Origin of the sequence: Variovorax boronicumulans, from assembly GCF_030812215.1 — a bacterium.
GTDB lineage: Bacteria > Pseudomonadota > Gammaproteobacteria > Burkholderiales > Burkholderiaceae_C > Variovorax > Variovorax boronicumulans_C.
Genome location: NZ_JAUSSG010000014.1, coordinates 31,789 through 51,551, shown reverse-complemented (window position 1 = coordinate 51,551; position 19,763 = coordinate 31,789). Strand labels below are relative to the sequence as shown.

The 19,763-nt window shown below is 63.7% G+C and carries 25 protein-coding genes and 2 pseudogenes; 12 read left to right on the top strand and 15 right to left on the bottom strand.

All coding sequences use genetic code 11. From position 1 onward, the window contains the following. Positions 1 to 78: 78 nt before the first annotated feature. The gene (locus J2W23_RS29060) at positions 79 to 564 is read left to right on the top strand and encodes a DUF421 domain-containing protein (protein ID WP_307651206.1); all 486 of its coding nucleotides are present in this window, start codon (positions 79 to 81) and stop codon (positions 562 to 564) included. 39 nt (positions 565 to 603) lie between these two features. Here the strand turns inward: J2W23_RS29060 and J2W23_RS29055 are convergent, their stop codons facing one another. From J2W23_RS29055 to J2W23_RS29045, 3 genes are all read right to left on the bottom strand, one after another. Then, on the bottom strand, positions 604 to 804 hold the full coding sequence (locus tag J2W23_RS29055; RefSeq protein WP_307651205.1) for a hypothetical protein: 201 nt from the start codon (positions 802 to 804) through the stop codon (positions 604 to 606). A 38-nt stretch (positions 805 to 842) separates the two neighbouring features. Next, positions 843 to 1,625, bottom strand: coding sequence for an exodeoxyribonuclease III (locus tag J2W23_RS29050; protein WP_307651204.1), 783 nt, complete (start codon positions 1,623 to 1,625; stop codon positions 843 to 845). A 96-nt stretch (positions 1,626 to 1,721) separates the two neighbouring features. Further along, positions 1,722 to 2,030: a hypothetical protein gene (locus J2W23_RS29045; RefSeq protein WP_176656969.1), complete on the bottom strand. Its 309-nt coding sequence runs from the start codon at positions 2,028 to 2,030 to the stop codon at positions 1,722 to 1,724. A gap of 361 nt (positions 2,031 to 2,391) precedes the next feature. Here J2W23_RS29045 and J2W23_RS29040 point away from each other — a divergent pair, with 361 nt between their 5' ends. The 4 genes and pseudogenes from J2W23_RS29040 to J2W23_RS29025 all read left to right on the top strand — a co-directional run. Then, the gene (locus tag J2W23_RS29040; protein WP_373424001.1) at positions 2,392 to 3,264 is read left to right on the top strand and encodes an SDR family oxidoreductase; all 873 of its coding nucleotides are present in this window, start codon (positions 2,392 to 2,394) and stop codon (positions 3,262 to 3,264) included. 244 nt (positions 3,265 to 3,508) lie between these two features. After that, positions 3,509 to 3,934: a CopG family transcriptional regulator gene (locus J2W23_RS29035; protein ID WP_176656971.1), complete on the top strand. Its 426-nt coding sequence runs from the start codon at positions 3,509 to 3,511 to the stop codon at positions 3,932 to 3,934. Positions 3,935 to 3,964: 30 nt separating this feature from the next. Further along, the gene (locus tag J2W23_RS29030; protein ID WP_176656972.1) at positions 3,965 to 5,050 is read left to right on the top strand and encodes an extracellular catalytic domain type 1 short-chain-length polyhydroxyalkanoate depolymerase; all 1,086 of its coding nucleotides are present in this window, start codon (positions 3,965 to 3,967) and stop codon (positions 5,048 to 5,050) included. Between the two features lie 141 nt (positions 5,051 to 5,191). Continuing rightward, positions 5,192 to 5,530: pseudogene (locus J2W23_RS29025) on the top strand (IS66 family transposase); the annotation flags it as partial. A gap of 53 nt (positions 5,531 to 5,583) precedes the next feature. Here the strand turns inward: J2W23_RS29025 and J2W23_RS29020 are convergent. Next, the gene (locus J2W23_RS29020) at positions 5,584 to 6,846 is read right to left on the bottom strand and encodes a sensor histidine kinase (protein WP_307651203.1); all 1,263 of its coding nucleotides are present in this window, start codon (positions 6,844 to 6,846) and stop codon (positions 5,584 to 5,586) included. A gap of 167 nt (positions 6,847 to 7,013) precedes the next feature. Beyond that, positions 7,014 to 7,151 (bottom strand): annotated as a pseudogene (locus tag J2W23_RS29015) (transcriptional regulator); the annotation flags it as partial. Positions 7,152 to 7,481: 330 nt separating this feature from the next. Between J2W23_RS29015 and J2W23_RS29010 the strand changes: the two are divergent. From J2W23_RS29010 to groL, 3 genes are all read left to right on the top strand, one after another. Further along, positions 7,482 to 8,129, top strand: coding sequence for a diguanylate cyclase (locus J2W23_RS29010; protein WP_176656973.1), 648 nt, complete (start codon positions 7,482 to 7,484; stop codon positions 8,127 to 8,129). A 171-nt stretch (positions 8,130 to 8,300) separates the two neighbouring features. Next, positions 8,301 to 8,621, top strand: a complete 321-nt coding sequence (locus J2W23_RS29005; protein ID WP_176656974.1) for a co-chaperone GroES — start codon at positions 8,301 to 8,303, stop codon at positions 8,619 to 8,621. Between the two features lie 58 nt (positions 8,622 to 8,679). After that, on the top strand, positions 8,680 to 10,305 hold the full coding sequence (gene groL, locus J2W23_RS29000) for a chaperonin GroEL (RefSeq protein ID WP_176656975.1): 1,626 nt from the start codon (positions 8,680 to 8,682) through the stop codon (positions 10,303 to 10,305). A gap of 79 nt (positions 10,306 to 10,384) precedes the next feature. On the opposite strand, the gene J2W23_RS28995 is transcribed toward groL, so the two are convergent. Together J2W23_RS28995 and J2W23_RS28990 are read right to left on the bottom strand one after the other, a co-directional pair. Further along, complete coding sequence (locus tag J2W23_RS28995; protein WP_176656976.1) at positions 10,385 to 10,825, bottom strand: hypothetical protein; 441 nt, start codon at positions 10,823 to 10,825, stop codon at positions 10,385 to 10,387. A gap of 333 nt (positions 10,826 to 11,158) precedes the next feature. Then, a complete protein-coding gene (locus J2W23_RS28990; RefSeq protein ID WP_218104365.1) occupies positions 11,159 to 11,392 on the bottom strand; it encodes a hypothetical protein in 234 nt (77 codons plus the stop codon). Positions 11,393 to 11,594: 202 nt separating this feature from the next. Between J2W23_RS28990 and J2W23_RS28985 the strand changes: the two genes are divergently transcribed. Then, the gene (locus tag J2W23_RS28985) at positions 11,595 to 11,813 is read left to right on the top strand and encodes a hypothetical protein (RefSeq protein ID WP_176656978.1); all 219 of its coding nucleotides are present in this window, start codon (positions 11,595 to 11,597) and stop codon (positions 11,811 to 11,813) included. Between the two features lie 220 nt (positions 11,814 to 12,033). Here the strand turns inward: J2W23_RS28985 and J2W23_RS28980 are convergent, their stop codons facing one another. From J2W23_RS28980 to J2W23_RS28970, 3 genes are all read right to left on the bottom strand, one after another. Beyond that, positions 12,034 to 13,818 carry a tannase/feruloyl esterase family alpha/beta hydrolase gene (locus tag J2W23_RS28980; RefSeq protein ID WP_176656980.1) on the bottom strand — a complete coding sequence of 595 codons (1,785 nt, stop codon included), beginning with the start codon at positions 13,816 to 13,818 and terminating at the stop codon, positions 12,034 to 12,036. A 520-nt stretch (positions 13,819 to 14,338) separates the two neighbouring features. Then, on the bottom strand, positions 14,339 to 14,521 hold the full coding sequence (locus tag J2W23_RS28975) for a hypothetical protein (protein WP_176656981.1): 183 nt from the start codon (positions 14,519 to 14,521) through the stop codon (positions 14,339 to 14,341). Positions 14,522 to 14,591: 70 nt separating this feature from the next. Further along, positions 14,592 to 14,801, bottom strand: a complete 210-nt coding sequence (locus J2W23_RS28970; protein WP_307651201.1) for a hypothetical protein — start codon at positions 14,799 to 14,801, stop codon at positions 14,592 to 14,594. A 510-nt stretch (positions 14,802 to 15,311) separates the two neighbouring features. Here J2W23_RS28970 and J2W23_RS28965 point away from each other — a divergent pair. Beyond that, positions 15,312 to 15,662, top strand: a complete 351-nt coding sequence (locus tag J2W23_RS28965) for an HU family DNA-binding protein (RefSeq protein ID WP_176656983.1) — start codon at positions 15,312 to 15,314, stop codon at positions 15,660 to 15,662. A gap of 258 nt (positions 15,663 to 15,920) precedes the next feature. On the opposite strand, the gene J2W23_RS28960 is transcribed toward J2W23_RS28965, so the two are convergent. From J2W23_RS28960 to J2W23_RS28945, 4 genes are all read right to left on the bottom strand, one after another. Continuing rightward, a complete protein-coding gene (locus J2W23_RS28960) occupies positions 15,921 to 16,325 on the bottom strand; it encodes a helix-turn-helix domain-containing protein (protein ID WP_176656984.1) in 405 nt (134 codons plus the stop codon). Positions 16,326 to 16,750: 425 nt separating this feature from the next. Beyond that, positions 16,751 to 17,353 carry a hypothetical protein gene (locus tag J2W23_RS28955; RefSeq protein WP_307651200.1) on the bottom strand — a complete coding sequence of 201 codons (603 nt, stop codon included), beginning with the start codon at positions 17,351 to 17,353 and terminating at the stop codon, positions 16,751 to 16,753. Positions 17,354 to 17,449: 96 nt separating this feature from the next. After that, positions 17,450 to 17,860 carry an immunity 70 family protein gene (locus tag J2W23_RS28950; RefSeq protein ID WP_176656986.1) on the bottom strand — a complete coding sequence of 137 codons (411 nt, stop codon included), beginning with the start codon at positions 17,858 to 17,860 and terminating at the stop codon, positions 17,450 to 17,452. 556 nt (positions 17,861 to 18,416) lie between these two features. Then, on the bottom strand, positions 18,417 to 18,770 hold the full coding sequence (locus tag J2W23_RS28945) for a hypothetical protein (protein WP_307651199.1): 354 nt from the start codon (positions 18,768 to 18,770) through the stop codon (positions 18,417 to 18,419). On the opposite strand from J2W23_RS28945, the gene J2W23_RS28940 reads away from it, so the two are divergent. Together J2W23_RS28940 and J2W23_RS28935 are read left to right on the top strand one after the other, a co-directional pair. Next, complete coding sequence (locus tag J2W23_RS28940) at positions 18,769 to 19,068, top strand: hypothetical protein (RefSeq protein WP_307651198.1); 300 nt, start codon at positions 18,769 to 18,771, stop codon at positions 19,066 to 19,068. The two genes, J2W23_RS28945 and J2W23_RS28940, sit on opposite strands and share 2 nt — an antisense overlap. 10 nt (positions 19,069 to 19,078) lie before the next feature. Beyond that, positions 19,079 to 19,351 (top strand): hypothetical protein, encoded by a 273-nt coding sequence (locus tag J2W23_RS28935; protein ID WP_176656988.1) that lies wholly within the window; start codon positions 19,079 to 19,081, stop codon positions 19,349 to 19,351. Positions 19,352 to 19,562: 211 nt separating this feature from the next. Here J2W23_RS28935 and J2W23_RS28930 read toward each other — a convergent pair whose 3' ends face one another. Then, positions 19,563 to 19,718, bottom strand: coding sequence for a hypothetical protein (locus J2W23_RS28930; protein WP_176656989.1), 156 nt, complete (start codon positions 19,716 to 19,718; stop codon positions 19,563 to 19,565). Between the last annotated feature and the right edge of the window lie 45 nt (positions 19,719 to 19,763).

Below are 19,763 nucleotides of genomic sequence, written 5' to 3'. Positions count from 1 at the left end.
TCGAAGAGCCCAGTGTGAACAAACGAAGTCCCACTGAAGAACAAGCGGCACCGGCCAGCGGCCGGACGGAGGCAAGCCATGGATTCACTCTCGGAACTCTTTCGCATGGAGATGCCGGCTTGGCACATGGTGCTGCGAGGCACGGTGGTCTACTGGTTTTTGCTCCTGGTTTTTCGTTTCCTTTTGCGGCGCGACGTCGGATCGCTCGGCGTGGCGGACCTGCTGTTTGTTGTGCTGATCGCCGACGCTTCCAGTAACGCCATGCAGGGCGAGTACAAGACCATCACCGACGGTCTGGTCCTCATCGTGACCCTGGTGGGCTGGAACTACCTGCTCGATTGGGCCAGCTATCACTCGCCCGCAGTGTCGCGCTTGATCGAGCCGCCCGCCGAGCCGTTGGTAAAGCATGGGCAGATCCTGCACAGGACGCTGCGGCGCCAGCTCATCACGGTGGACGAGCTGATGTCCAAGCTCAGGGAAAAGGGCATCGCCGAGCTCTCCGAGGTGCGGCTGGCGATGCTCGAGAGCGATGGAGAACTCAGCGTGCGAAAGTACAAGAGTTGAACAACGTTTGTGGCGCCGGTCGTTGGCACTTCATCGTGATCAGCCGAGTGCCACCGGAACCAGCTGCACCGTAAGCGCGTCGATGAGGCCCTGCGTGGTGACGCAGTGCCACATTAGCGCGGTGTTGTCGAGCGTCGCGCGCACCGCGTGATGCAGCTTGCGGGTCCACGAACGCGCTATCACGTAGCTGCCCATGAGCATCAGCACGGCGACGTGAAAGGCCTGGTAGCCGAGCAGCATGCTGAGGGTTGCGCTCCATGCCTAGTCGCGCGGATGGCCTACGCTGCCGGAATGTCAAGCTCGATCCAGGCCGGCGCATGGTCGCTCGCACCGGTGCGCCCACGCACGTCGCGGTCCACGCCGGCATTGCGAAGCATCGGTGCGAGTTCGGCGCTCAGCAGCAGATGGTCGATGCGAAGTCCGGCGTCGCGCGGATATCGGTTTCGCCAGTACGTCCAGAAGGTGAAGGGCACCCGGCCAGGGTGGCTCGCGCGAATCGCATCGGTCCAGCCCTGCTTGAGCAGCTGCGCGAACGCCGCCCGGCTTTCGGGCTGCAGCAGCGCGTCGTCGCGCCAGGAGGCCGGGTTGTAGATGTCGGCATCGGTAGGCACAACGTTGTAGTCGCCGGCCAGAACGACCGGCATGCCGCTCGCAAAGAGTTTCTTCGCATGCCTGTTGAAGGCCTTGAACCATTGCAGCTTGTAGTCGAACTTCGGTCCCGGTTGCGGATTGCCGTTGGGCAGGTAGAGGCTGCCGATCAGCACGCCCCCGACCACCGCCTCGATGTACCGGCTCTGCGGGTCGGCTTCCATACCCGGCAGGCTGCGCCCGGTGTCGATCGGCTCTCTTCCGCGCGCGAGGATGGCAACACCGTTCCATGCACGCTGCCCGTGCGCGACGATGCCGTATCCGGCACTGCGAATCGCATCGACCGGCAGGGCGGCATCGGGAGACTTGAGCTCCTGCAGGCAGGCGACGTCGGGCTTCGATTCAGCGAGCCATTCGAGCAGGCGGGCGAGGCGACCGTTGATGCCGTTGACGTTGAATGTGGCGATCTTCATTTGGGGCAAGCCGAGAGGACGAGAAAGAGGGACAAATGAGCGCGTGAAATCGTGCGCCCTTTGATCCCGCCGGTTCCGGCCATAGGGGCCGGACGCTTACCCGATGCGGTTTTCGATGGACTCGGCAGGCTCTCGCGAGAGAAGCTCGAAGGCCGCGCGCCGCCTGCGCCCGCGCTGCACCGGTGGTGCGGCCACGCTGGGCTGCGACGCTGCGCCGAGCGCGCCCCACAGCCCGGCGAAACGGATGTCCGCCTCCTTGCGCAGCCTGGCAATCTGCTCGATGCGGCTGTCCGGGATGGCCAAGCGCCCACCTTGCGTACGCTGGTGAAGCTGGTGAATAGCCGTGTAGGCGGCAGTTTCCGCTGCCATCCAGGCAACGAATGCAGGGGCGGGGTCTTCGGCCATCGGTTTCCTTCAGTGTCCAGTGGGTCCGTCTGCGCGCGGCGACATGAAATCTAGTGGCCTTCGGGCGGTCTCTTGTAGTCCAGCGCCTCCAAGGTGCGCGGGAATACGCCATCCTGAACAGATGGCATCGGCGTGGAAGGCGCGGCTCGACGACTTGTCGCAGGCATCGGTGATCTTCGAAAAAGCGCTACCGCGAGCGCGCAAGAGGGCCAAGCCTGCGGATGCCGTAAGAGCCCCGGTCGAGACAGCTTGAGCCGACGGTACGACATGCGTATCAACCCGCGCACAAGTTGGCGACCTTCCTACGCCGCGCTGCGAGGCGGCCGCCAACATGGCGTCCAGATCATTCAAGGAGCCGTCCATGCCCAATCCCCTCACCGTCCATCCGCGGCCACCGTTCAGCACGCCGCAGCAGACGCCGCCCGGACTCGAATCCGCGATGGAACCGCGCCCCGACTTCGGCGAGACGTCGTACATGGGTACCGGCAAGCTTGTCGGCAAGTCCGCGCTCATCACCGGCGGCGACAGCGGGATCGGTCGCGCCGTGGCGCTGGCGTTTGCACGCGAAGGCGCCGACGTGCTGATCTCGTACCTGCCCGAGGAGGAATCCGATGCCCGCGTCACGGCGCAGCTCATCGAGCGCGAGGGCAGGATCTGCCTGGCCGTTCCGGGCGACATCTGCGAGGAGGCGCACTGCATCGAACTGGTGGACAAGGCGATGGAGTGCTTTGGCCGGCTCGACGTGCTGGTGAACAACGCCGCCTTCCAGATGACGCACAAGGACCTGGCCGAGATCAGCGCAGAGGAGTTGGACCGCACCTTTCGCACCAATGTCCATGCGAACTTCTTCCTCTGCAAGGCGGCCGTCGTCCACATGAAGCCGGGCAGCGCCATCATCAGCACCGCTTCCGTGAACGCGGACAAGCCCAATGCGACGCTCGTGGCCTATGCCGCAACCAAGGGCGCCATCCAGAACATGACGGGCGGCATGGCGCAGCTGCTCGCGGAGAAGGGCATCCGCGTCAACTGCGTGGCCCCCGGCCCCTTCTGGACACCGTTGATTCCGTCGACCATGCCGCCGGAGAAGGTGAGGGAGTTCGGCATGCAGACGCCGATGAAGCGCCCGGGCCAACCCTCCGAGTTGCAGGCGGTGTACGTGCTGCTGGCCTCCGACCAGGCCTCGTACATCTCAGGTGCAACCATCCCCGTGACCGGTGGCGTGCCCTTCATCTGATCGCCCCTTGATGTCGATGTCGAAGTAGCAGCAACAGTAACGCGAGCCCTTGACGCGAACACAAAGTCATCCGGCGTTTCGTAGTGCCAAGCTTGGTACGACTCGGGGCGTTGAAGGGGGGATAGAACGAGAAATGATCCGCTCAAGGCGGTGTCCGCCGAATTGATCGCGAGACGCCACTGTAAAGCTGAAGAAGCTGAAAACCATCCATATACCATCTATGCAGATGGTGTTAGGATGGTGAATGCCCCGAAAAGCACCCCCCCGGCCTGCGCCGATCAAAACACCGGAGTCCGAGAAGATCACGATCAACATGGGCTTCGTCGATCTCGGGCATATCGACCTGCTGGTGGCGGAAGGCTTCTATTCGAATCGCACGGATTTCATCCGCACGGCCATCCGATCCCATCTCGCCTCGCATTCCGATGCCTTGCGCCAAGCGGTGTCGCGCAAGACGTTGGTCCTCGGCCTGCAGAGCTTTTCTGCCGCTGACCTCGAGGCCGTGCGCGCCGCAGGCGAGACGCTCCAGATCCGGGTGCTCGGCCTTGCGGTGATCGCACCCGACGTAAGCCCCGAGCTTGCGAGCGCGGTCATCGATTCGCTGACGGTGCTTGGCGCCCTTCACGCGTCGCCAGCGGTCAAGGCTGCACTGGCGGAACGCATTCACTAGCGCCTCTTGGCAATTACCCGGGCAACCTCAATGAATTCACTTTTCGTGGGCCTGATGAACGAGGCGACGCAACTTACACGCAGTGGTCGGCTGCTCGACGCGACCCATGCGATCCAACGCGCATTGCGAGGCGGGAGCGATGCGCAGCCGGCATCGCCTGTTTCATCGACGCGTCCGACTCCGGAAGCAGGCGTGATCGATGTCGAGGCGCGCGTTATTGAGGCTGGCAGGCCCATGCCATCCCCCGACGCTTTCGGTGAGCCGGAACAATGGGTGAAGGGCACGTTTTCTCATCAGGGCCGCACCATCGACTACATGCTCTTCGTGCCGGCAAGTGCCGCGAACCAGCCGCTCACGCCTCGACCGCTCGTTGTGATGCTGCATGGCTGCACGCAGGGCGCGGCGGACTTTGCTGCGGGTACCCGCATGAACGACCACGCGCGTGAATCAGGGGTGATCGTGCTGTACCCGGAGCAGGCGCAGCGGGTACACGGCCAGAAATGCTGGAACTGGTTCAAGACCCAGCATCAGCAGCGTGACCGGGGAGAACCGGCCTTGCTTGCCGCGCTCACGCAGCATGTCGCCGCGCAGCAGCATGCAGATCGTGCGCGGGTCTATGTCGCGGGGCTGTCGGCGGGCGGTGCCATGGCAGACGTGCTGGGTCATTGCTATCCCGATATCTTTGCCGCGATCGGCGTGCACTCCGGGCTTCCGCACGGCGCCGCGCACGACATGTTGTCGGCATTGCACGCGATGCGGACCGGAGTGCCCGAAGCTCCCTCCGGTGCGGCCGCGACGCCGCAGCCGATCATCGTCTTTCATGGCGACGCTGACACCACCGTCCATGTGAACAACGGGATGGCCATTCTTGCAGGTGCGACGCCGGGCGAGGTCAGCGAAGGCCAGTCGCCGGCCGGCCGGCGCTTCACGCGAACGCTCTATCCGGCCTCCGAGGGCCGCGGCGAGGCCGAGCACTGGCGTCTTCACGCTGCCGGGCATGCATGGTCCGGCGGCAGCGCGCAAGGCAGCTACACGCAACCCGACGGCATCGACGCCAGCCGCGAGATGCTTCGCTTTTTCCTGGCCCATCGGCTGGACGAAACGCCGCGGCATTGAGCCGCGCAGTTGGTCTTATCCGCGAAAATCGAGGCATGTTTATTCCTACGCCCCAAGGCACCGGGCGCGTCCAGTCGCTTGCCGCGAAGCTCGGCGGCGTCGTCGGTGAGCTCGATGAAGCCGACAGCCGCAAGAGCCCGCCTTGCTCGGCAGCCGCTCCGGGCTCGCGAAGGTCCAGCCATCGACTACCGCCTCAGGCGCTGGGGAGCACTGACGCGCTTCCTCGATGACGGCGACTTGGCGGTCGACAACAACCGCGTCGAGAACTTGATCAGGCACATCGCGCTGGGACGAAAGAATTGCTGTTCACTGGAAGTTTGCGTGCCGGACAGAGGGCAGCAGCCATCATGAGCCTGCTCCACACGGCCCCGGCTCAACGGCCATGAGCCCTATGTGTACCTCAAGAATGTGCTCGAGCGGCAGCCTACGCAACCCGATCGCCCCGTCAGAGATCTGCTGCCCTACCGCTGGCAGGCTTGATCGAATGCCCCGCGCCGAGTCAACTTCGAGGACTGGAAGGTTCGAGCGCGCTACTACGCCAGCCGTCGTAGCGGCAAAGTGATCTTGAAGACGCATCCCTTGCCAGGCATGTCTTGTACGGTCAACAGCCCACGGTCAGCCTCGACACTACGCTTTGCGATCGATAGCCCCAACCCGAGGCCACGCTTGTCATCGAAGCCTTGCCGGAACGGCTCGAACATGGTGTCCGCGCTACCGTCCGGAAGCCCGCCGCAGCGATCCTCCACGTCGATAAAGGTCCAGGCATCTGACGCATAGGCGTGTAGCGCGACCTCGCTACCCGGTCGGGTGAATTTGAAGGCGTTCTGTAGCAGGTTCCCGAGTGCCGCCAACAGCAGTTCGCGATTGCCTTCGATCGCGAGTTGGGCGTCTACTTCCGGGATACGGAGCGCACAGCCAGTGTCTGCCGCGTAGAGCTCGGCAACGCGACCGGCGTCGGCCAAGAAGATTGCGAGCGAGAAGATGCGCGGATGCATCGGCGCCCGAGTCGCGTTGCGAATAGCCGCTAAGGAATGGTCGATCAAACCTTCCATCGAGCCGAGACTGCGCTTGAGCACTGCACCAGTCGAGCCGCCGACCGGAAGCCTGCCTGACTCCAAGGCTGCGAACGCGAGTTTGGCGACGTGCAGGTGGTTGCGCAACTCGTGTGCGAGGAAGCCGAGCCGCTCGTTCTCCTCCTCGGCCTGTCGTCTCGCCACTTCGAGGTCTCGCTGGGCAGCGAATTCGGTAACCGCGTCAGCGATCGCGTTGTCCAAGCAGCGGTTCAGCGTGCGGAACTGATCGACCGAGAACGGGGCGTCGCGCTCAACGGCGAGGTCGGTGATGGCTTGGCACAGGTCTCCATAGTCATGGACGACTTGGTCAACCGTGTAGCCGAGCCCGAGCAGTTCGCCGCCATGAACGGTCGCAGAAACGCCCATCTCAGAGAGTGCTGAGGCGTCGCCACCGGACGGGCCTGAAATAAGCAGACCACCCGCGGCGTCGCCGTCATCCTCGGCTGCAAGCGTGCGCGTCAGTTGGTCGAGAAACATCGGCACCCCATGCGACAGTTGCTCGTGGGTAGCACCACGCGAAGGGCGCAGTGCGACCTTGTCCTTGCATCGTTGAATGAGCTCGTCGCGATTGTTCAGTAGGAAGCTGCGCATATTGATGGCCCTGATGGCTGCGGCGTGGCGCCGGTCGCAGCGGGGTGTGGGCGGAATCTTCACGCGTCGCCAGAATTGGACAACAGTATGCGCCGAGGTTGGTCTTGACTCCGCATCCATCGTCAGGTGCAAGAAGCGCTACCCTGACTCAGGATGCCTTCCCCGGACGCTTACGCCCTGGCGACAACGGCTCGCTTTTCGGCATGCTGTGCCACTTCGATGTGAGCGAGCAGCCTTTGCGCGATGTCGAGTTCCAACATCTGTGCGATGTCGCGCTGATGCTGCCCGCCTATCTCAAGTACGCTTTCGAGGCAGGGGCGTATCACATTGGATACGCGGTCGATCGTGGCGTAATGCCAGAGCGCGTCGACTGTTACTTTGCGCTGCGTCCATCCGTCGCGCAGCGCTTCTAGCGCGACGTCCAGGCCGATCTTGTTCGAGGCCACCAAATCGCGGAAACAGCAGCGCAATCTGCGGCAGATCCACACAGCCTTCGGACTCACAAAGCGGGTGGGTAAGTATTCAATGGAAATCTAGGGTCAGAGATCGATGGAATCCAGCAGTGCGATCTTCATCGTCAAGACAATCTCCTCGAAAGGGAATGAATAAACAAGGATGAGGCGGAGATGGAGGGCAGGGCTTCCGGCCGGAATGTAGCGGCCGGCGCGAATTTTTCAACAGTGCCCCGCCGTGGAAACCGCGGCGCTGCCGAACGCTCAAACCCTTTTTTGGCCGACGTTGTTCTCCTTTCATTTGTGGAGGTGCGAATGAACCTTTTCGAAACCATTGCAGGCCATGCGGCCGCCATGCGCCTGCCGCTTTATGCGGTCACGGTGACCCGCGTTGCGCGGCGCGACGATGCGGCGCTCCTGTCTCTTCATTGGCATGGCTTCCTGCGGCGCACGCCGTTGAAGATTCCCGGTGTGGACCTGCCGCCCCGGCCTGTGGCCCAGTCGATGGCGCGCCTGGACATGTCGGGCGAGCGGCTCGATGCGCTCGAGACTGCGCTGCTCGAAGCCGCATGGCAGCTCGGCGCGTGGGACCTAGAGCGCGTGGTGCGCCCCGCGTGGTGGCGGCTGGGCGTGCCGGCGACTGAAGTGAGCGAGGCGCTGCGGGCCTTCGGCTACGTGGATGGCGACGAGCCGGAGCAAGGCGACTACACGATGGCGGAAGCGCCCGACCGTGAAGAGATGCTGCGCGAGGCCGGCCGGCGCGGCTATGTGCGCTGGCTCTTCAGGCCGTGCAAGTGCGGCATCTGGTCTGCAGTGCATGACGGCTCCGACGAAACCCTCGACAGCACGGGCGGCCGGACGTTGCCTTGCCCTGTGGTTGCCGGGCCGCCGCGCGAAACAGAGCCCCAGCGTACCGTCTACCGGCTCGGCCGCGCAAGCGGATTGCAGCTTCGTCGCAGCTGAAAAAAACAGTCACAAAAAAATCGTGTTCACAGCCTCTTGAAGGCGCGCGCCGAAGCCCATAGCTCTCGCCCGCTGGCGCTTGCAAGCCGGCAAAGGAAACGAACCTGATCGCGCCGCCGACGGTTGGCGCGGGTTCTCTTTTTGATGACCTTATCGCACAGGAGATCGAACATGAAACTTCATCCTCTCTACGACCGGGTGATCGTCAAGCGAATCGAACAGCAGCGCAAGACGGCTTCCGGCATCGTGATTCCGGATTCGGCCGCCGAGAAGCCCGAGCAGGGCGAGGTGGTCTCCACCGGCCAAGGCAAGCTGCTCGCGGACGGCACGCTGCGCCCCCTGCATCTGAAGGCGGGCGACCAGGTGCTCTTCGGCAAGTACGCGGGCCAGACGGTCAAGGTGGACGACGCGGAATTGCTGGTGCTGCGCGAGGACGACGTCCTTGCCGTGATCGAAAGCGGCGAGCGCGGCAACCTCAAGCGCGTCGCCTGACGAGGCCGCGATTTCCACAACCCCACAGACACATGATTGAAGAAGGAGCCATCTCGAAATGACTGCGAAAGACGTCCAGTTTCATGACTGCGCCCGCCAGCGCATCGTCGCGGGCGTGAACATCCTTGCCGATGCGGTGAAAGTGACCCTGGGCCCGAAGGGTCGTAACGTGCTGCTCGAGCGCAGCTACGGCGCGCCGGTCATCACCAAGGACGGCGTATCGGTCGCCAAGGAAATCGAGCTCGCCGACAAGTTCGAGAACATGGGTGCGCAGATCGTCAAGCAGGTCGCCTCCAAGACCGCCGATGTCGCGGGCGACGGCACCACCACCGCCACGGTGCTCGCGCAAGCCATCGTTCAGGAGGGCATGAAGCATGTGGCCTCGGGCATGAACCCGATGGACCTCAAGCGCGGCATCGACAAGGCCACTGCCGCCGTGCTCGACGAGCTGCACAAGCTCTCCAAGCCCCTCTCTACCAGCAAGGAAATTGCGCAGGTGGCTGCGCTGTCCGCCAATTCGGACGAAGCCATCGGCAAGATCATTGCCGACGCGATGGAGAAGGTCGGCAAGGAAGGCGTGATCACCGTGGAAGACGGCAAGTCGCTCGACAACGAACTCGACGTGGTCGAGGGCATGCAGTTCGACCGCGGCTACCTGAGCCCGTACTTCATCAACGACCCTGAGAAGCAGGTGGCGCACCTGGAAGATCCGCTCGTGCTGCTGCACGACAAGAAGATCTCCAACATCCGCGAGCTGCTGCCGGTGCTCGAGGCCGCCGCCAAGGCCGGCAAGCCGCTCTTGATCGTGGCAGAGGAGGTCGAGGGCGAGGCGCTTGCGACGCTGGTGGTCAACTCGATGCGCGGCGTGCTCAAGGTGGCGGCCGTGAAGGCGCCGGGCTTCGGCGACCGCCGCAAGGCGATGCTCGAGGACATCGCGGTACTCACCGGCGCCACGGTGATCTCCGAGGAAACCGGCAAGCAGCTGGACAAGGCCACGCTCGATGACCTTGGCAGCGCCAAGCGCATCGAGGTGCAGAAGGAGAACACCATCATCATCGATGGCGGCGGCGACCAGAAGCGCATCGATGCGCGAGTCAAGTCGATCCAGGCGCAGATCGAGCAGGCCACCAGCGACTACGACCGCGAGAAGCTGCAGGAGCGCGTGGCCAAGCTTGCGGGCGGCGTGGCGGTGATCCGCGTGGGTGCGGCCACCGAGGTCGAGATGAAGGAGAAAAAAGACCGCGTCGACGATGCACTGCACGCCACGCGTGCGGCGGTGGCCGAGGGCATCGTGCCCGGCGGCGGCGTGGCGCTGCTGCGCGCGCGTGCCGCGATTTCCGGAATCAAGGGCGCCAACACTGATCAGGATGCCGGTATCCGCATCGCGCTGCGTGCGCTCGAAGCGCCGCTGCGCGCCATCGTCGCGAATGCGGGCGTGGAGCCATCGGTGGTGGTGGCCAAGGTGCTCGAAGGGAAGGGCAACCACGGATACGACGCAGCCACCGGCGAGTACGGCGACCTGGTCGAACTCGGCGTGGTCGATCCGACCAAGGTCACGCGCACCGCACTGCAAAACGCCGCGTCAATCGCGGGGTTGATCCTCACGACGGACGCGACGGTCGCGGAACTGCCGAAGCCGCAGAAGGCACCGGCCGTTCCGGCGGGTGGCGGCATGGACTTCTGAGCCCCGGCACGGCGGGCCACGGCGCATCGGAATCCCGGTGCGCCGTGCGCCTCGCCGTGCCGGCGCTCCGCGCCAAGGGTCAGGAGCAGGACAGCTTCAACGCCTCGATGCGGCCGCCGAAGCCGAGCTTGCGCACCAAGCCGCCTTCGCGGCTGTTGGATTCGAAGCGCACCGTGCGGTCCTTGAACATGGCGTGTTCATACACCTCCAGCGTCGCGCGCGGACCGATGCTCACGCTGTCGATGTCGCGCTTGAGCTGGCGCGCGGTGCTCTTGTCCATGCTCTGGATCTGGGCCGGGCCGACGAGGGTAGCCACGTCGCCCTGAAAGTCGCGCTTCGAATAGAACTGTGCCCAGCAGCCCGAGGCCAGCCGCGGGTCCTCGACGCGCAGCGGGACGATCAGGATGGTGGGATCGGGCTGGTTGTCGACGCCCGAACTCGCGGTGGAAGTGGGTGCGTTGCTGGCGCAGGCACCGAGCGCAACGGCGCTGGCGATCAGAAGGTAACGATGAAGATTCATGGGACGGGGCCGCATCGGCCGGTGGCGGTTTCGAAGCGGCCTAAGCTACCGCGCCGACGGGTGCGCTGCGTAGGAGCAGGGCGCAAGCGTCGGTCGTTCGCGCTCCCGATGAGGTGAACGCCGGGGCTCGAGGCCAACGGCCGATGGGTTACCGCCGCTCCCGCCTTCTTCTGCGATCTTGCAATGGCCGTGCCGCAAGAGCGCATTGGCATCTGGCCGCACCCCTGCGAAACGGTCGCGCAGCGGTAGCATTTGCAGAGGCTCAGCGGCTCATCTACCGCAGCAGAGCCCGTCGATGCGAATTCGACGAACCTGCGGGCCATCCTCACTGTCTCACGCATCGGCAACCCCCAAGGCCGGCATCACGGGTGCACTGTGCTTCTCGATGGCGTCTACGTGTAATACCTCGAGCGCGAGGAGTGCGCCGTGGAAGCGCTCTACGCGAGGATCGAGGTCGATGCACGGCGTCGCGCCGGTGGTGCTCGACAGGACCTTCATCGCGGTGCGGGAAGGAACGAAGCGTGATCGTGCGCATGCGCGATGCGCAAAGCCATGGAGAAATGCCATGGCGGTGTGTTGTGACAGAGCGCGAGCTTCCGGGCGTTGGACGGATTCCCGTCGGGCCGGCAAAGCACAGGATCACCCGGATTGCTATGAAGCCATCGTTGCGGGGCATCGGAATCTTGCGTCGCACTTCAGCGGTCCGCTCCTACAGCGGCGTCGGTCCTCGAGCACCGATCCTTCGAGCGAAATCGAAGGAGCACCGTACATGACCGATTATGTGAAGCCACCTCAGAACCGGCCCGTCCTGGTTGCCGACCCGGACGCTCGGCGCGATGTCGTCGACGAGGAGGGCACGGCCGAAGAAACGGCAAAGCGCGAACTTGCCCGTCGAGACGAGGCGCAGGAAAGGCCGATTGCCGGCGACGATAAAGAGTTGGCGCACTCTTCAAATTCAAGCGGCGCGCTAGATGGTTCTGGCGGTTGATCGACGGTTCCGCGCCAGCCACAAGCAGCGGCAAGCGTCGCTGCAACGCCAGCGCTAGCGTCACGACCGCGCTTGCTCTCGCCCGTGAACAGGAACAGGCGATGCTCGGCGCCGAGCGTCCCGAAACCGTTCTCTTCGCTGACCGGCGAACATCGGCTGAGGTCGCGTTCGAAATGCAGGAGCGCGAGGGTGGTGACCAGGTACCGCGTGCTGACTATGGCTATTTGCAAGCGAAGCTGGAGGCCAGCTCGACGTCGCCGCTCACATAGGTCGCCACTTTTGGGTAGGGGCACAGAGGCCGCGTCCGGGTTGCCGACCAAGCGGCGGGCAATTCCGTGTTGACCACGTTGGCGCCTGCCCCGCGCGCGGCGGCAGCGACCGAGTCGGGCGCCTTGCCCTTCTCCACCCACGCCACCAGCGGCGTCAGCATATCGAACTGGTCCGTCGCAGCGCCTCCTGCGCAGTGGTTCATGCCCGGCACCGGGAAGAAGCGCGCAAAGCCGGAGGCATCGCCGCCATTCGCCGCGCGCAGCTCGTCGTACCAGCGCGTGGTGTCGTCCGACGAGAACACCGCATCGCTGGTGCCGTGGTAGACCATGAGCTTGCTGCCGCGGTCGCGCAGCGTGGAGAGGTTGGCCGGGTTCGGCGGCGTCATGAAGGACATGGCCGACTCGGTGTAGAGCGCGGTGGTCGCGAAGATGCCCGGTGCGTCGGCGTCCATGCTGAAGCCCAGCGCGAAGTCGATGCCCGGCGGGCGGCTCGTGCCCAGCGGCGGCGCACTGAACACGAAGCCGACCGCGGCGGTGTCCAGGCTCTGCGAATTGGAGAACTTCCATCGCCGCCAGTCGGCGCGGTTGATGCCCGCGTCGTAGGGAAAGCTGCTGTAGAGCGCGGTGCCTGCGGTGTTGCGTGCACCCGCGAACACGGCGTCCAGCACGGTCTTCTGCGCAGCCGTGAGGCAGGAGCCTGTGCGGGCGCCGCCGCACGTGGGCACATCGGTGGCCAGCGTGAAGGCGGCTTTGCATGCCTGCACGTTCGCGACGAGGCCGTCGGCGGCACCGTCGAGCGCGTCGCACTTCGACAGCACCGCGCCAGCGACCGTGTCCATCTCTGCTTGCGTGAAGGCGGTCTGCAGATCCGGTTTGCCTGCGGGCGTGTTGGCCGTGGTGACCTGCGCATATTGCTGGACGCCGTAGAGTTGCGCGACCGCTGCCTTCGGCAGATTGAAACCCGGGTCACCAGCCAAGATGCCGTCGTATTCGTTCGCAGAGCGTGCGGCGGCAACCATCGCGTGGCGTCCGCCATTGGAACAACCGCCGAAGTAGGAGCGGTCCGCCCCGCGGCCGTAAGCCTTGGCGATCAGGTTCTTGGCCATCGGCGTCAGTTGCGCCACGGCGTTGTAGCCGTAGTCCAGGCGAGCCTGAGGATCGATGCCGAAGAATGGAATCTGCGAACCGGAGTGCCCCGCGTCGGAACTGATCACCGCGAAGCCCATGTTCAACGCAGTGGTGGTGGGAGCGCCGCCGCCAACGCCGCCCGTTGCCGGAACCACGCTGCCGTCGAGCCCGCCGTTGGCCTGATAGAAGAAGCGTCCGTTCCAATCGACCGGCAGGCGCATTTCAAAGCCGATGGCGTAGACCCGGCCGTCGACGCTGCTGGTGCGTTCGTTCATCTTCCCCTGAACCAGGCAATGCGCCGGCGTCGGGGTGCTCACGCCGGCCACCGTGAGTGCGCCTGCGGCCACCGAGGTGACGCTGGTGTAGACCGTGCCGCCGAACGCTGCCTGGCTTGCAAGATCGGTGCACGACTGCAACGTGCCGGGACGAGCTTCCGAGGAAGTTGCGGGTGGCGTCACGACCGGCGGCGGTGAAGTATTCGGCGCGACGGGAAAGATCGGAAAAAATCCGCTGTTTCCCCCGCCGCCTCCGCCGCACCCTCCGAGCAAAGCGGCCGTACCCACTACGGCCCATGCCGTGCGCCATGACGATGACACGATGCGATCCATGCTTGTCTCCTCGGACGGCTATGTGCCGGCTTTAAGGTTATTGAAGATAACCAATATAGTTTTCAAACATAACTAAAAAAACAAGGGCAAACCCGAGTGCGATGCGAGTTTGTGTTTCGCGGAGATGTCCAGTAAAGGTACTGAAGCAGGCGATTTGTCTCTCGGATTGAAGTCCGCTGCGAACTCGTGGAAATGGCCACAGGCCAAACGATCCTTCAAACACGTCAAGGAAGTTGAGCAATGAAGGTCGGCGTCGGGGGTCTGGCGCGACAACCGTCGCAGTGCAGTGCACCCGGGTCGCGGCGACTCGCAGCATCAATCTCTGAGCCGTCCGCGGTGAACGGCGTTGCGGAGGTAAGCATCACCCGGTGCGATAGGCTCATGTGAAGCGCTGTGTCTGCATGGGACCGAGTTGCGACCATGTCGCGGATTCACGAAAAAATCCCTCGCGGGTAGGGCTTCGGAAAATGGTCGTGAACTCTTACGTGGTCCATGCTGCGGCAAATTCATTTACACAAAGTCAATGTTGTTTTTCTCGTCGTGGTGATACTGGCTTGTTCTCCCGATATCTCTCCCAAAGAAAAAGACCGGGCAGGGCCAAAAGGTGCGCAAAGGCCGCGATGAGGCCGGTTGCAAACAGTGCGGCAGCGAACAGCGGCATCGCCGCGATCTCCAGAATCGTCCGGATCAACTTCATGTTCATCGTTTCGGGCCCCGGGTGTCCTGTGAGACGTAGTTGCGGCGCGTGTGGGCGCAGCCTCCGATGGGTGTCATCATCGCTTCGCCAGCGCTCGGCGGCCGAGTTCAGTGATCTGATGCACCCGCGCCTCGGCGTGCCTGGGATCCGAAGAGATCACGACGGCCTTGATGAAGCCGACCGTTTGGAGCATCTCCACACAAGTGACGCCCGGCTGCCCGGTGACGACGAACGGAAACTCGCGCCCTTGCAGTTCGCGCAGAAAGTCCTTCGGCTCAAGCTTCATTGTCGCGCGGCCTCCCGGCGGCGGGCTGCCACAGCGAAGCTCCCGCGGGCCATCGTCGACCTCCTGTGTGTCGACGGCGATCGCCTCCGGTCCTCCAGGTCAGACCATTGGCGTGCCGGACGTGGCGGTAGCCCCTGGCGCGCACGACTGCAGGCCCGCCGTCGATCAAACAATTCGTCATACGTACTCCCTTGAATGCCCGTTGAGTGCCCAAGCAATTTCCGCATCCGTGAAGACTGCCGCTATCCGCCAAATGCGACCCCGGCTGCCCGTGTCTGTCCTACTCTGTCCAAAGGGCAAGTCACAAAAGGGTATTGCGACGCGTGTGCGTCCCTCTGGACTTGACGGTGGCGGCCGCTTCTCTCTGGGCACGAGCGCGGGCGTCGTTCGGTTCGCCGCGGGGCGGACTCTCTCGGCGCTGCGGCTACACTGCCGCCGCTCGCCGCGGACATTCGCCTGCGGTGTGCACAGGCCCTGAGCCTGATCTCTTGTCATAGGAAAAAATCAACAGTGAACCGCATCGAACTCGTCGAAAAAATCGCCACCACCCACACTGTCAGCAAGGCCGAAGCTGCCCGCATCCTCGAGACCGTCACCAGCGCGATCGTCGCGGCCGTGAAAAAGGGCGATCCCGTGCAGATCGTCGGCTTCGGCACTTTCAAGCAGGTCGCGCGTGCGGCCCGCACCGGCTTCAATCCTCAGGCCGGCACCAAGATCAAGATCGCGGCGCAGAAGGTGCCGAAGTTCGTCCCCGGCGCTTCGTTCAAGGCAGCGGTAGACCCGAAGGCCGCCAAGCGCAAGGCGGACAAGGTCGCGGCGGCCAAGCCTGCCGCCAAGAAGGCTGTTGCAAAGAAGAAGTAAGCATCGCAGCAATGCGCAAGCGAGCGGACGGCCCTTCGGGGCCGCTTTGCTTTGCGGGCTCTTTCGCGGGTATCTTTGCAGCTCGGCAATCCGCGCCTTCTGTCCCTGGCGTTGGGGCCGCCATTGCCCACGCCACGGCGGCCTCCTGCAGGCAGTTGGCGGCACCGTCGGGTAACGCAGGTCCTTCGCCGGGCAACACGAGAGCGGTGCTGTTTAGCGTGAGGGCCGGCTGGGAGAGGCCACCGCCGTCCGTGAGCTTCAACCCGTGGTTTGCGAGGCGGCCGGTTCCTGAAGTCTCGGCCTCTCGCCGGCCAGCCAGATGTAGAGCTCGATGCGCTCGGACTCGCTCATCTGCTCGTGCCGGGCGGTCACCTCCTCGAACTTAAGCAGCACCTCGCCCACGGTGGGATGCACATGCTTCGACATATCCATCGGGATCTCGGCCCACTTAGGCCCGGCACCGGTGGCCAGCCATCGCGCATTGACTCGGAAAAGGTCGCCGATGGCGAACAGGTGGTTCGATTCGACGCCCTTGTTTCGACCCGAAAGCCAATTGGTGATCGCCGCACGGCTCACCCCGCAGCGGCGGGCGAGCTCGGCCTGCCATCCGCGGCCGATGTCTGTCGTGAGTTCCTTCAGACGCTCGGTGAACGTATTGTTCATCGCGGGCACTCCTTATTCTGGCCGCGAGGCAGCCGCGTCTGCCATCAGAACCAGGGGGCGGTCGCGGCAGACAGGTCCCGCAGAATCGCAATGATGAGCGCTGACTCCCCCTTCTCGAAACTGATTTCCGTTATCAAGTTGGAATCCCCTTTCGGCTCCGCATGAAGCAGCGTCCACCACTCGCCATCCTGCCCCTCGGTGATATCGGCATCCCATCTCTTGCCGGGCCCGTTTTCTGTGTATCGAATGCAAAATCCCCGAAGAGCACACAGAGTTTGGACAACCTCTTCACGGGCTGGCCATCGAGAGGACGCATCTGGGAAAGCGATGTCTTGCGACCTCAGCCACTGGGTTGATGAAGGCCAGTCTCGGATGTCAGCTTCTGGCCGAGGAGGCATCTTGGCGATTGTCCTCATGCCACGAGCTCAGCAGTGCTGAACAAACGTTGTGAACGCGTCCTTCGCCGGGTCATGGAAAACATATACCGCCGCCTCGTCATGAAAGTAGCCGGCGACAGGAAACTGCCCCAAGAAGACCAAAGGGCCAGCATCTCCGATGGGCCACGCTGGAGACTGCAACCAGCGCGGGGGCTGCTTGGCGTACTTAAACAGTTCCAAAATTCTCTGGCGCAGCCATGCCTTTCTCTGTTTGGAAGGTAGGCGTGGCGCGGCATCAAGTAACGAGGCGAGGAACTTGACGTCCGCGTCGAGCCAGCGCGGCTGGGCATCGAGCAGCAGCGCATATTCCGCCGTTGCGGCCCCGTCTAGCGCTGTCGTCATTCCGTGCTTCTGGAGCAAAGAGACCAACACGTCCTTTGCGCTGAGCGACTGGCCTGGGTCGCTGAGGTCGAGTCCGATCAGGTAGTGGAACAGCGTTGTCCCCGTTTGGCAAAATCGAGGAGCGCTCTCTGCCGAGAGCAATGTTTCAATGTCCGGATCGTTGTAGAGCTGTTGCTCGAACTCAAGCACCGGGGTTTTGCCCAAGGCGAAGTCGCTCAGTCGTTGCAGGGCTTCAGTTGATGGAGGCATTCTCGAAGGCTTCTGGATTGGCATGCGCCGCGCACGACCGGTCTCGCGGGACTGTGGCAATTGGCTGAATGACTGCATGCGGCCGAATGACGAACATTACTGGAGAACAGCATCTTGCTTTTCCTCGATAGAGGCGGCCAGGGCCTCCTCGAGTATTTGGAACACGTCGCCTCCGGTGCTCGACACGAAGTAGTTGCCAAGGCTCGTGATTTGCGATGCGATGTTGTCGCCCCAGGGCGGTTTGGACTGGCGATTCTCGATGTCCCACACCACGCACGCGGGAGGCAATTTGCTCAGTATCGCTTTTGCCTGTTGCAGTTCCGCGAGCGCGAGCGGCGCATGCGCATGAGGCAAACGACCTTGGTAGAGCTCGTTCATCAGGTGGGGGAAGCTGCTGCCCCAGCCGGTGGGCTCGCAATGCGCGCTGATAGTTGAGAAAAACGAGTGCACAAGCGACGGTGCACCAAGCTCGTCCGTGATTGAACCTACCGTTACTCCGACTGCCATCAGCGCTCCTCGTGACCGGCATCGCGTCTTGCATCGCCTTCTATGACTGCTATCGGGTGCATTCTGCCTTGGAGCCGTACGGCCGGTTCCGGCCGGACTGAGCCGTTCACATGAGGTGGCAGCGAGCCCGATGCGGTTGGATTTCCAGATTGAATCGCGCTCACAAGCGCTCTCAGGACTCCGCGATTCGCTATCCAGATCGGGTGAAGTCGGCACCCCCCTAGGGTCAGAGATCGGCGGAATCCAACAATCCAAAAGCGACATACACCACTCGACTGCTGCCGCATCGGACTCATCGCCCATAGAAAAGCCGGGCGCGTCACCTTGGTGGGACAGCCGAATTCAGGATGTATTTGACCTGGACCCGATGCCCTTGGCCTCGACGGCCCGTTGCATGCTCTGGCTGGCTGCAAAAACGACTCAGCCGCCTGGGAATCCAGGGCCAGGCGCTTCGTTGCCTTTCGGTGGCTTCGCGGTCCCGCGCGTGTGCTGCCATTCAGCCGCGCATCAAGATCGGCAATGCTGCGAACCCAACGCGACGAACGCCAACTCGCTCCTAATGCGATGCCTGGACATTCACCTGATAGGACACATCGAGCAGCTTTCCTTTGCGCGCGTAGTACCTATCCAGGCGCCATTCCTTGAGGATGTCGAGGGCGAGATCGAAGGTGCTCAATTCGAGCCCATAAAGGTTTGCAAGAGGGAAGTCCGCTTCCGCCTCCAGTGCAAGCACCAGGCGTGCAAGCGTCTTTGCGTCGTCTCGGAGCTCTTCTCTCGCCTGTCCTCGAAGCCCCGATACATTCTGTTGCCTTGCGCCCTGCAGCCGACCCTTGAAGACGCGGCTGGGACGTCCTATTTTTCTCCCGTTCCAAGTGGGTCGTAGAGAAATGGAGGACAGAGCGATGGCCATGGACATGCTCAAACAACTTGCCGGCTCCCCCTTGCCGGCGACCTTCCGGGCCCGGGCGGAGATCGACCAGATCAAGCTGCTGCGGGCCGCCGGCCTCGTGATCGCGCTGACGCCCGCGCCGTCGGATCTCACCCTCTCGGGCGGCCCCGACGCCGCCCAGGTGCTCGCCATTACCGAAAAAGGCCGCGCCGAACTCGAACGCCTCCACTACCCCGTGGCCGCACAGGGCCCGTGGCGCGGCGCCGCGTCTCGGTGGCGCGCGAAGCTGCCCCACGCGATCCGCTCCCGCCTGATGTAGAGAGGCCGCCGTGCGTTCGAAGACGCCCAGCCGCATCCCCTACCGGGGCTTCAATATCGCGATTCAGGTCGACCGCGCCGGCGACCGGATCTTCGGCCACGCGGACTTGTTCGCCGACGACGAGTTCAGGGCCCGGCTCGCCGTCGGCACCCAGGGCCGCCGCACCAAGGAAGTCCGCGACCGGCTGAGACGCCTTGCGAAATCCAAGGTCGACGTGTGGGCGATCACGGGGTTCGCGCGGAGCGCTGCCGCGCCGGGGGATGCACGGCCGAGCCCGGGGTGATGCGGGTGAGCTACGGCCGGCGCCCGGCGCTGCCTAATTGAACAACTGGATTCCTTTGATTGACGGTCGGCGCCGACCGTCCGCTATTAGCCGACTGTAGCCGGTCGCGGCGCCGTCGTGAACGGGCCCTTTGCAGACATAGACATCGGCGGATAGCAGCCGCTCGGTACCTGCTGGTGCCGAGCGCGGAAGTGCACGCTGCGACAAGGTATCAGGCGCAGGTAAAGCTGGCAGCTCCGACCACGTCGAAGTCCGCCGGGCAGGCGACGCCCTTGCTTTGAAGAGGAGTTTCGGCAGGGTCAGCAGGTTGGCCTTCGCGTCTTAGGGGCGAACGATCTCCCGCAGCAGAAGCGGCGGCGATGTCCATGACTACCTCCGGGGAGTTGAATCTTCTGTTGCAACTGTTACATTG

Coding starts and splice junctions, on each gene's coding strand:
- J2W23_RS29060 (WP_307651206.1), top strand. CDS start 79: ATGGATTCACTCTCGGAACTCTTTCGCATGGAGATGCCGGCTTGGCAC.
- J2W23_RS28995 (WP_176656976.1), bottom strand. CDS start 10,825: ATGAATCTTCATCGTTACCTTCTGATCGCCAGCGCCGTTGCGCTCGGT.
- J2W23_RS28975 (WP_176656981.1), bottom strand. CDS start 14,521: ATGAACATGAAGTTGATCCGGACGATTCTGGAGATCGCGGCGATGCCG.
- J2W23_RS29010 (WP_176656973.1), top strand. CDS start 7,482: ATGAACCTTTTCGAAACCATTGCAGGCCATGCGGCCGCCATGCGCCTG.
- J2W23_RS28955 (WP_307651200.1), bottom strand. CDS start 17,353: ATGCCTCCATCAACTGAAGCCCTGCAACGACTGAGCGACTTCGCCTTG.
- J2W23_RS28945 (WP_307651199.1), bottom strand. CDS start 18,770: ATGGCCATCGCTCTGTCCTCCATTTCTCTACGACCCACTTGGAACGGG.
- J2W23_RS29005 (WP_176656974.1), top strand. CDS start 8,301: ATGAAACTTCATCCTCTCTACGACCGGGTGATCGTCAAGCGAATCGAA.
- J2W23_RS28985 (WP_176656978.1), top strand. CDS start 11,595: ATGACCGATTATGTGAAGCCACCTCAGAACCGGCCCGTCCTGGTTGCC.
- J2W23_RS28970 (WP_307651201.1), bottom strand. CDS start 14,801: ATGAAGCTTGAGCCGAAGGACTTTCTGCGCGAACTGCAAGGGCGCGAG.
- J2W23_RS28950 (WP_176656986.1), bottom strand. CDS start 17,860: ATGGCAGTCGGAGTAACGGTAGGTTCAATCACGGACGAGCTTGGTGCA.
- J2W23_RS29035 (WP_176656971.1), top strand. CDS start 3,509: ATGCCCCGAAAAGCACCCCCCCGGCCTGCGCCGATCAAAACACCGGAG.
- J2W23_RS29045 (WP_176656969.1), bottom strand. CDS start 2,030: ATGGCCGAAGACCCCGCCCCTGCATTCGTTGCCTGGATGGCAGCGGAA.
- J2W23_RS29030 (WP_176656972.1), top strand. CDS start 3,965: ATGAATTCACTTTTCGTGGGCCTGATGAACGAGGCGACGCAACTTACA.
- J2W23_RS28960 (WP_176656984.1), bottom strand. CDS start 16,325: ATGAACAATACGTTCACCGAGCGTCTGAAGGAACTCACGACAGACATC.
- J2W23_RS28980 (WP_176656980.1), bottom strand. CDS start 13,818: ATGGATCGCATCGTGTCATCGTCATGGCGCACGGCATGGGCCGTAGTG.
- J2W23_RS29040 (WP_373424001.1), top strand. CDS start 2,392: ATGCCCAATCCCCTCACCGTCCATCCGCGGCCACCGTTCAGCACGCCG.
- J2W23_RS28940 (WP_307651198.1), top strand. CDS start 18,769: ATGGACATGCTCAAACAACTTGCCGGCTCCCCCTTGCCGGCGACCTTC.
- groL (WP_176656975.1), top strand. CDS start 8,680: ATGACTGCGAAAGACGTCCAGTTTCATGACTGCGCCCGCCAGCGCATC.
- J2W23_RS29055 (WP_307651205.1), bottom strand. CDS start 804: ATGCTGCTCGGCTACCAGGCCTTTCACGTCGCCGTGCTGATGCTCATG.
- J2W23_RS29050 (WP_307651204.1), bottom strand. CDS start 1,625: ATGAAGATCGCCACATTCAACGTCAACGGCATCAACGGTCGCCTCGCC.
- J2W23_RS28990 (WP_218104365.1), bottom strand. CDS start 11,392: ATGGCATTTCTCCATGGCTTTGCGCATCGCGCATGCGCACGATCACGC.
- J2W23_RS28930 (WP_176656989.1), bottom strand. CDS start 19,718: ATGGACATCGCCGCCGCTTCTGCTGCGGGAGATCGTTCGCCCCTAAGA.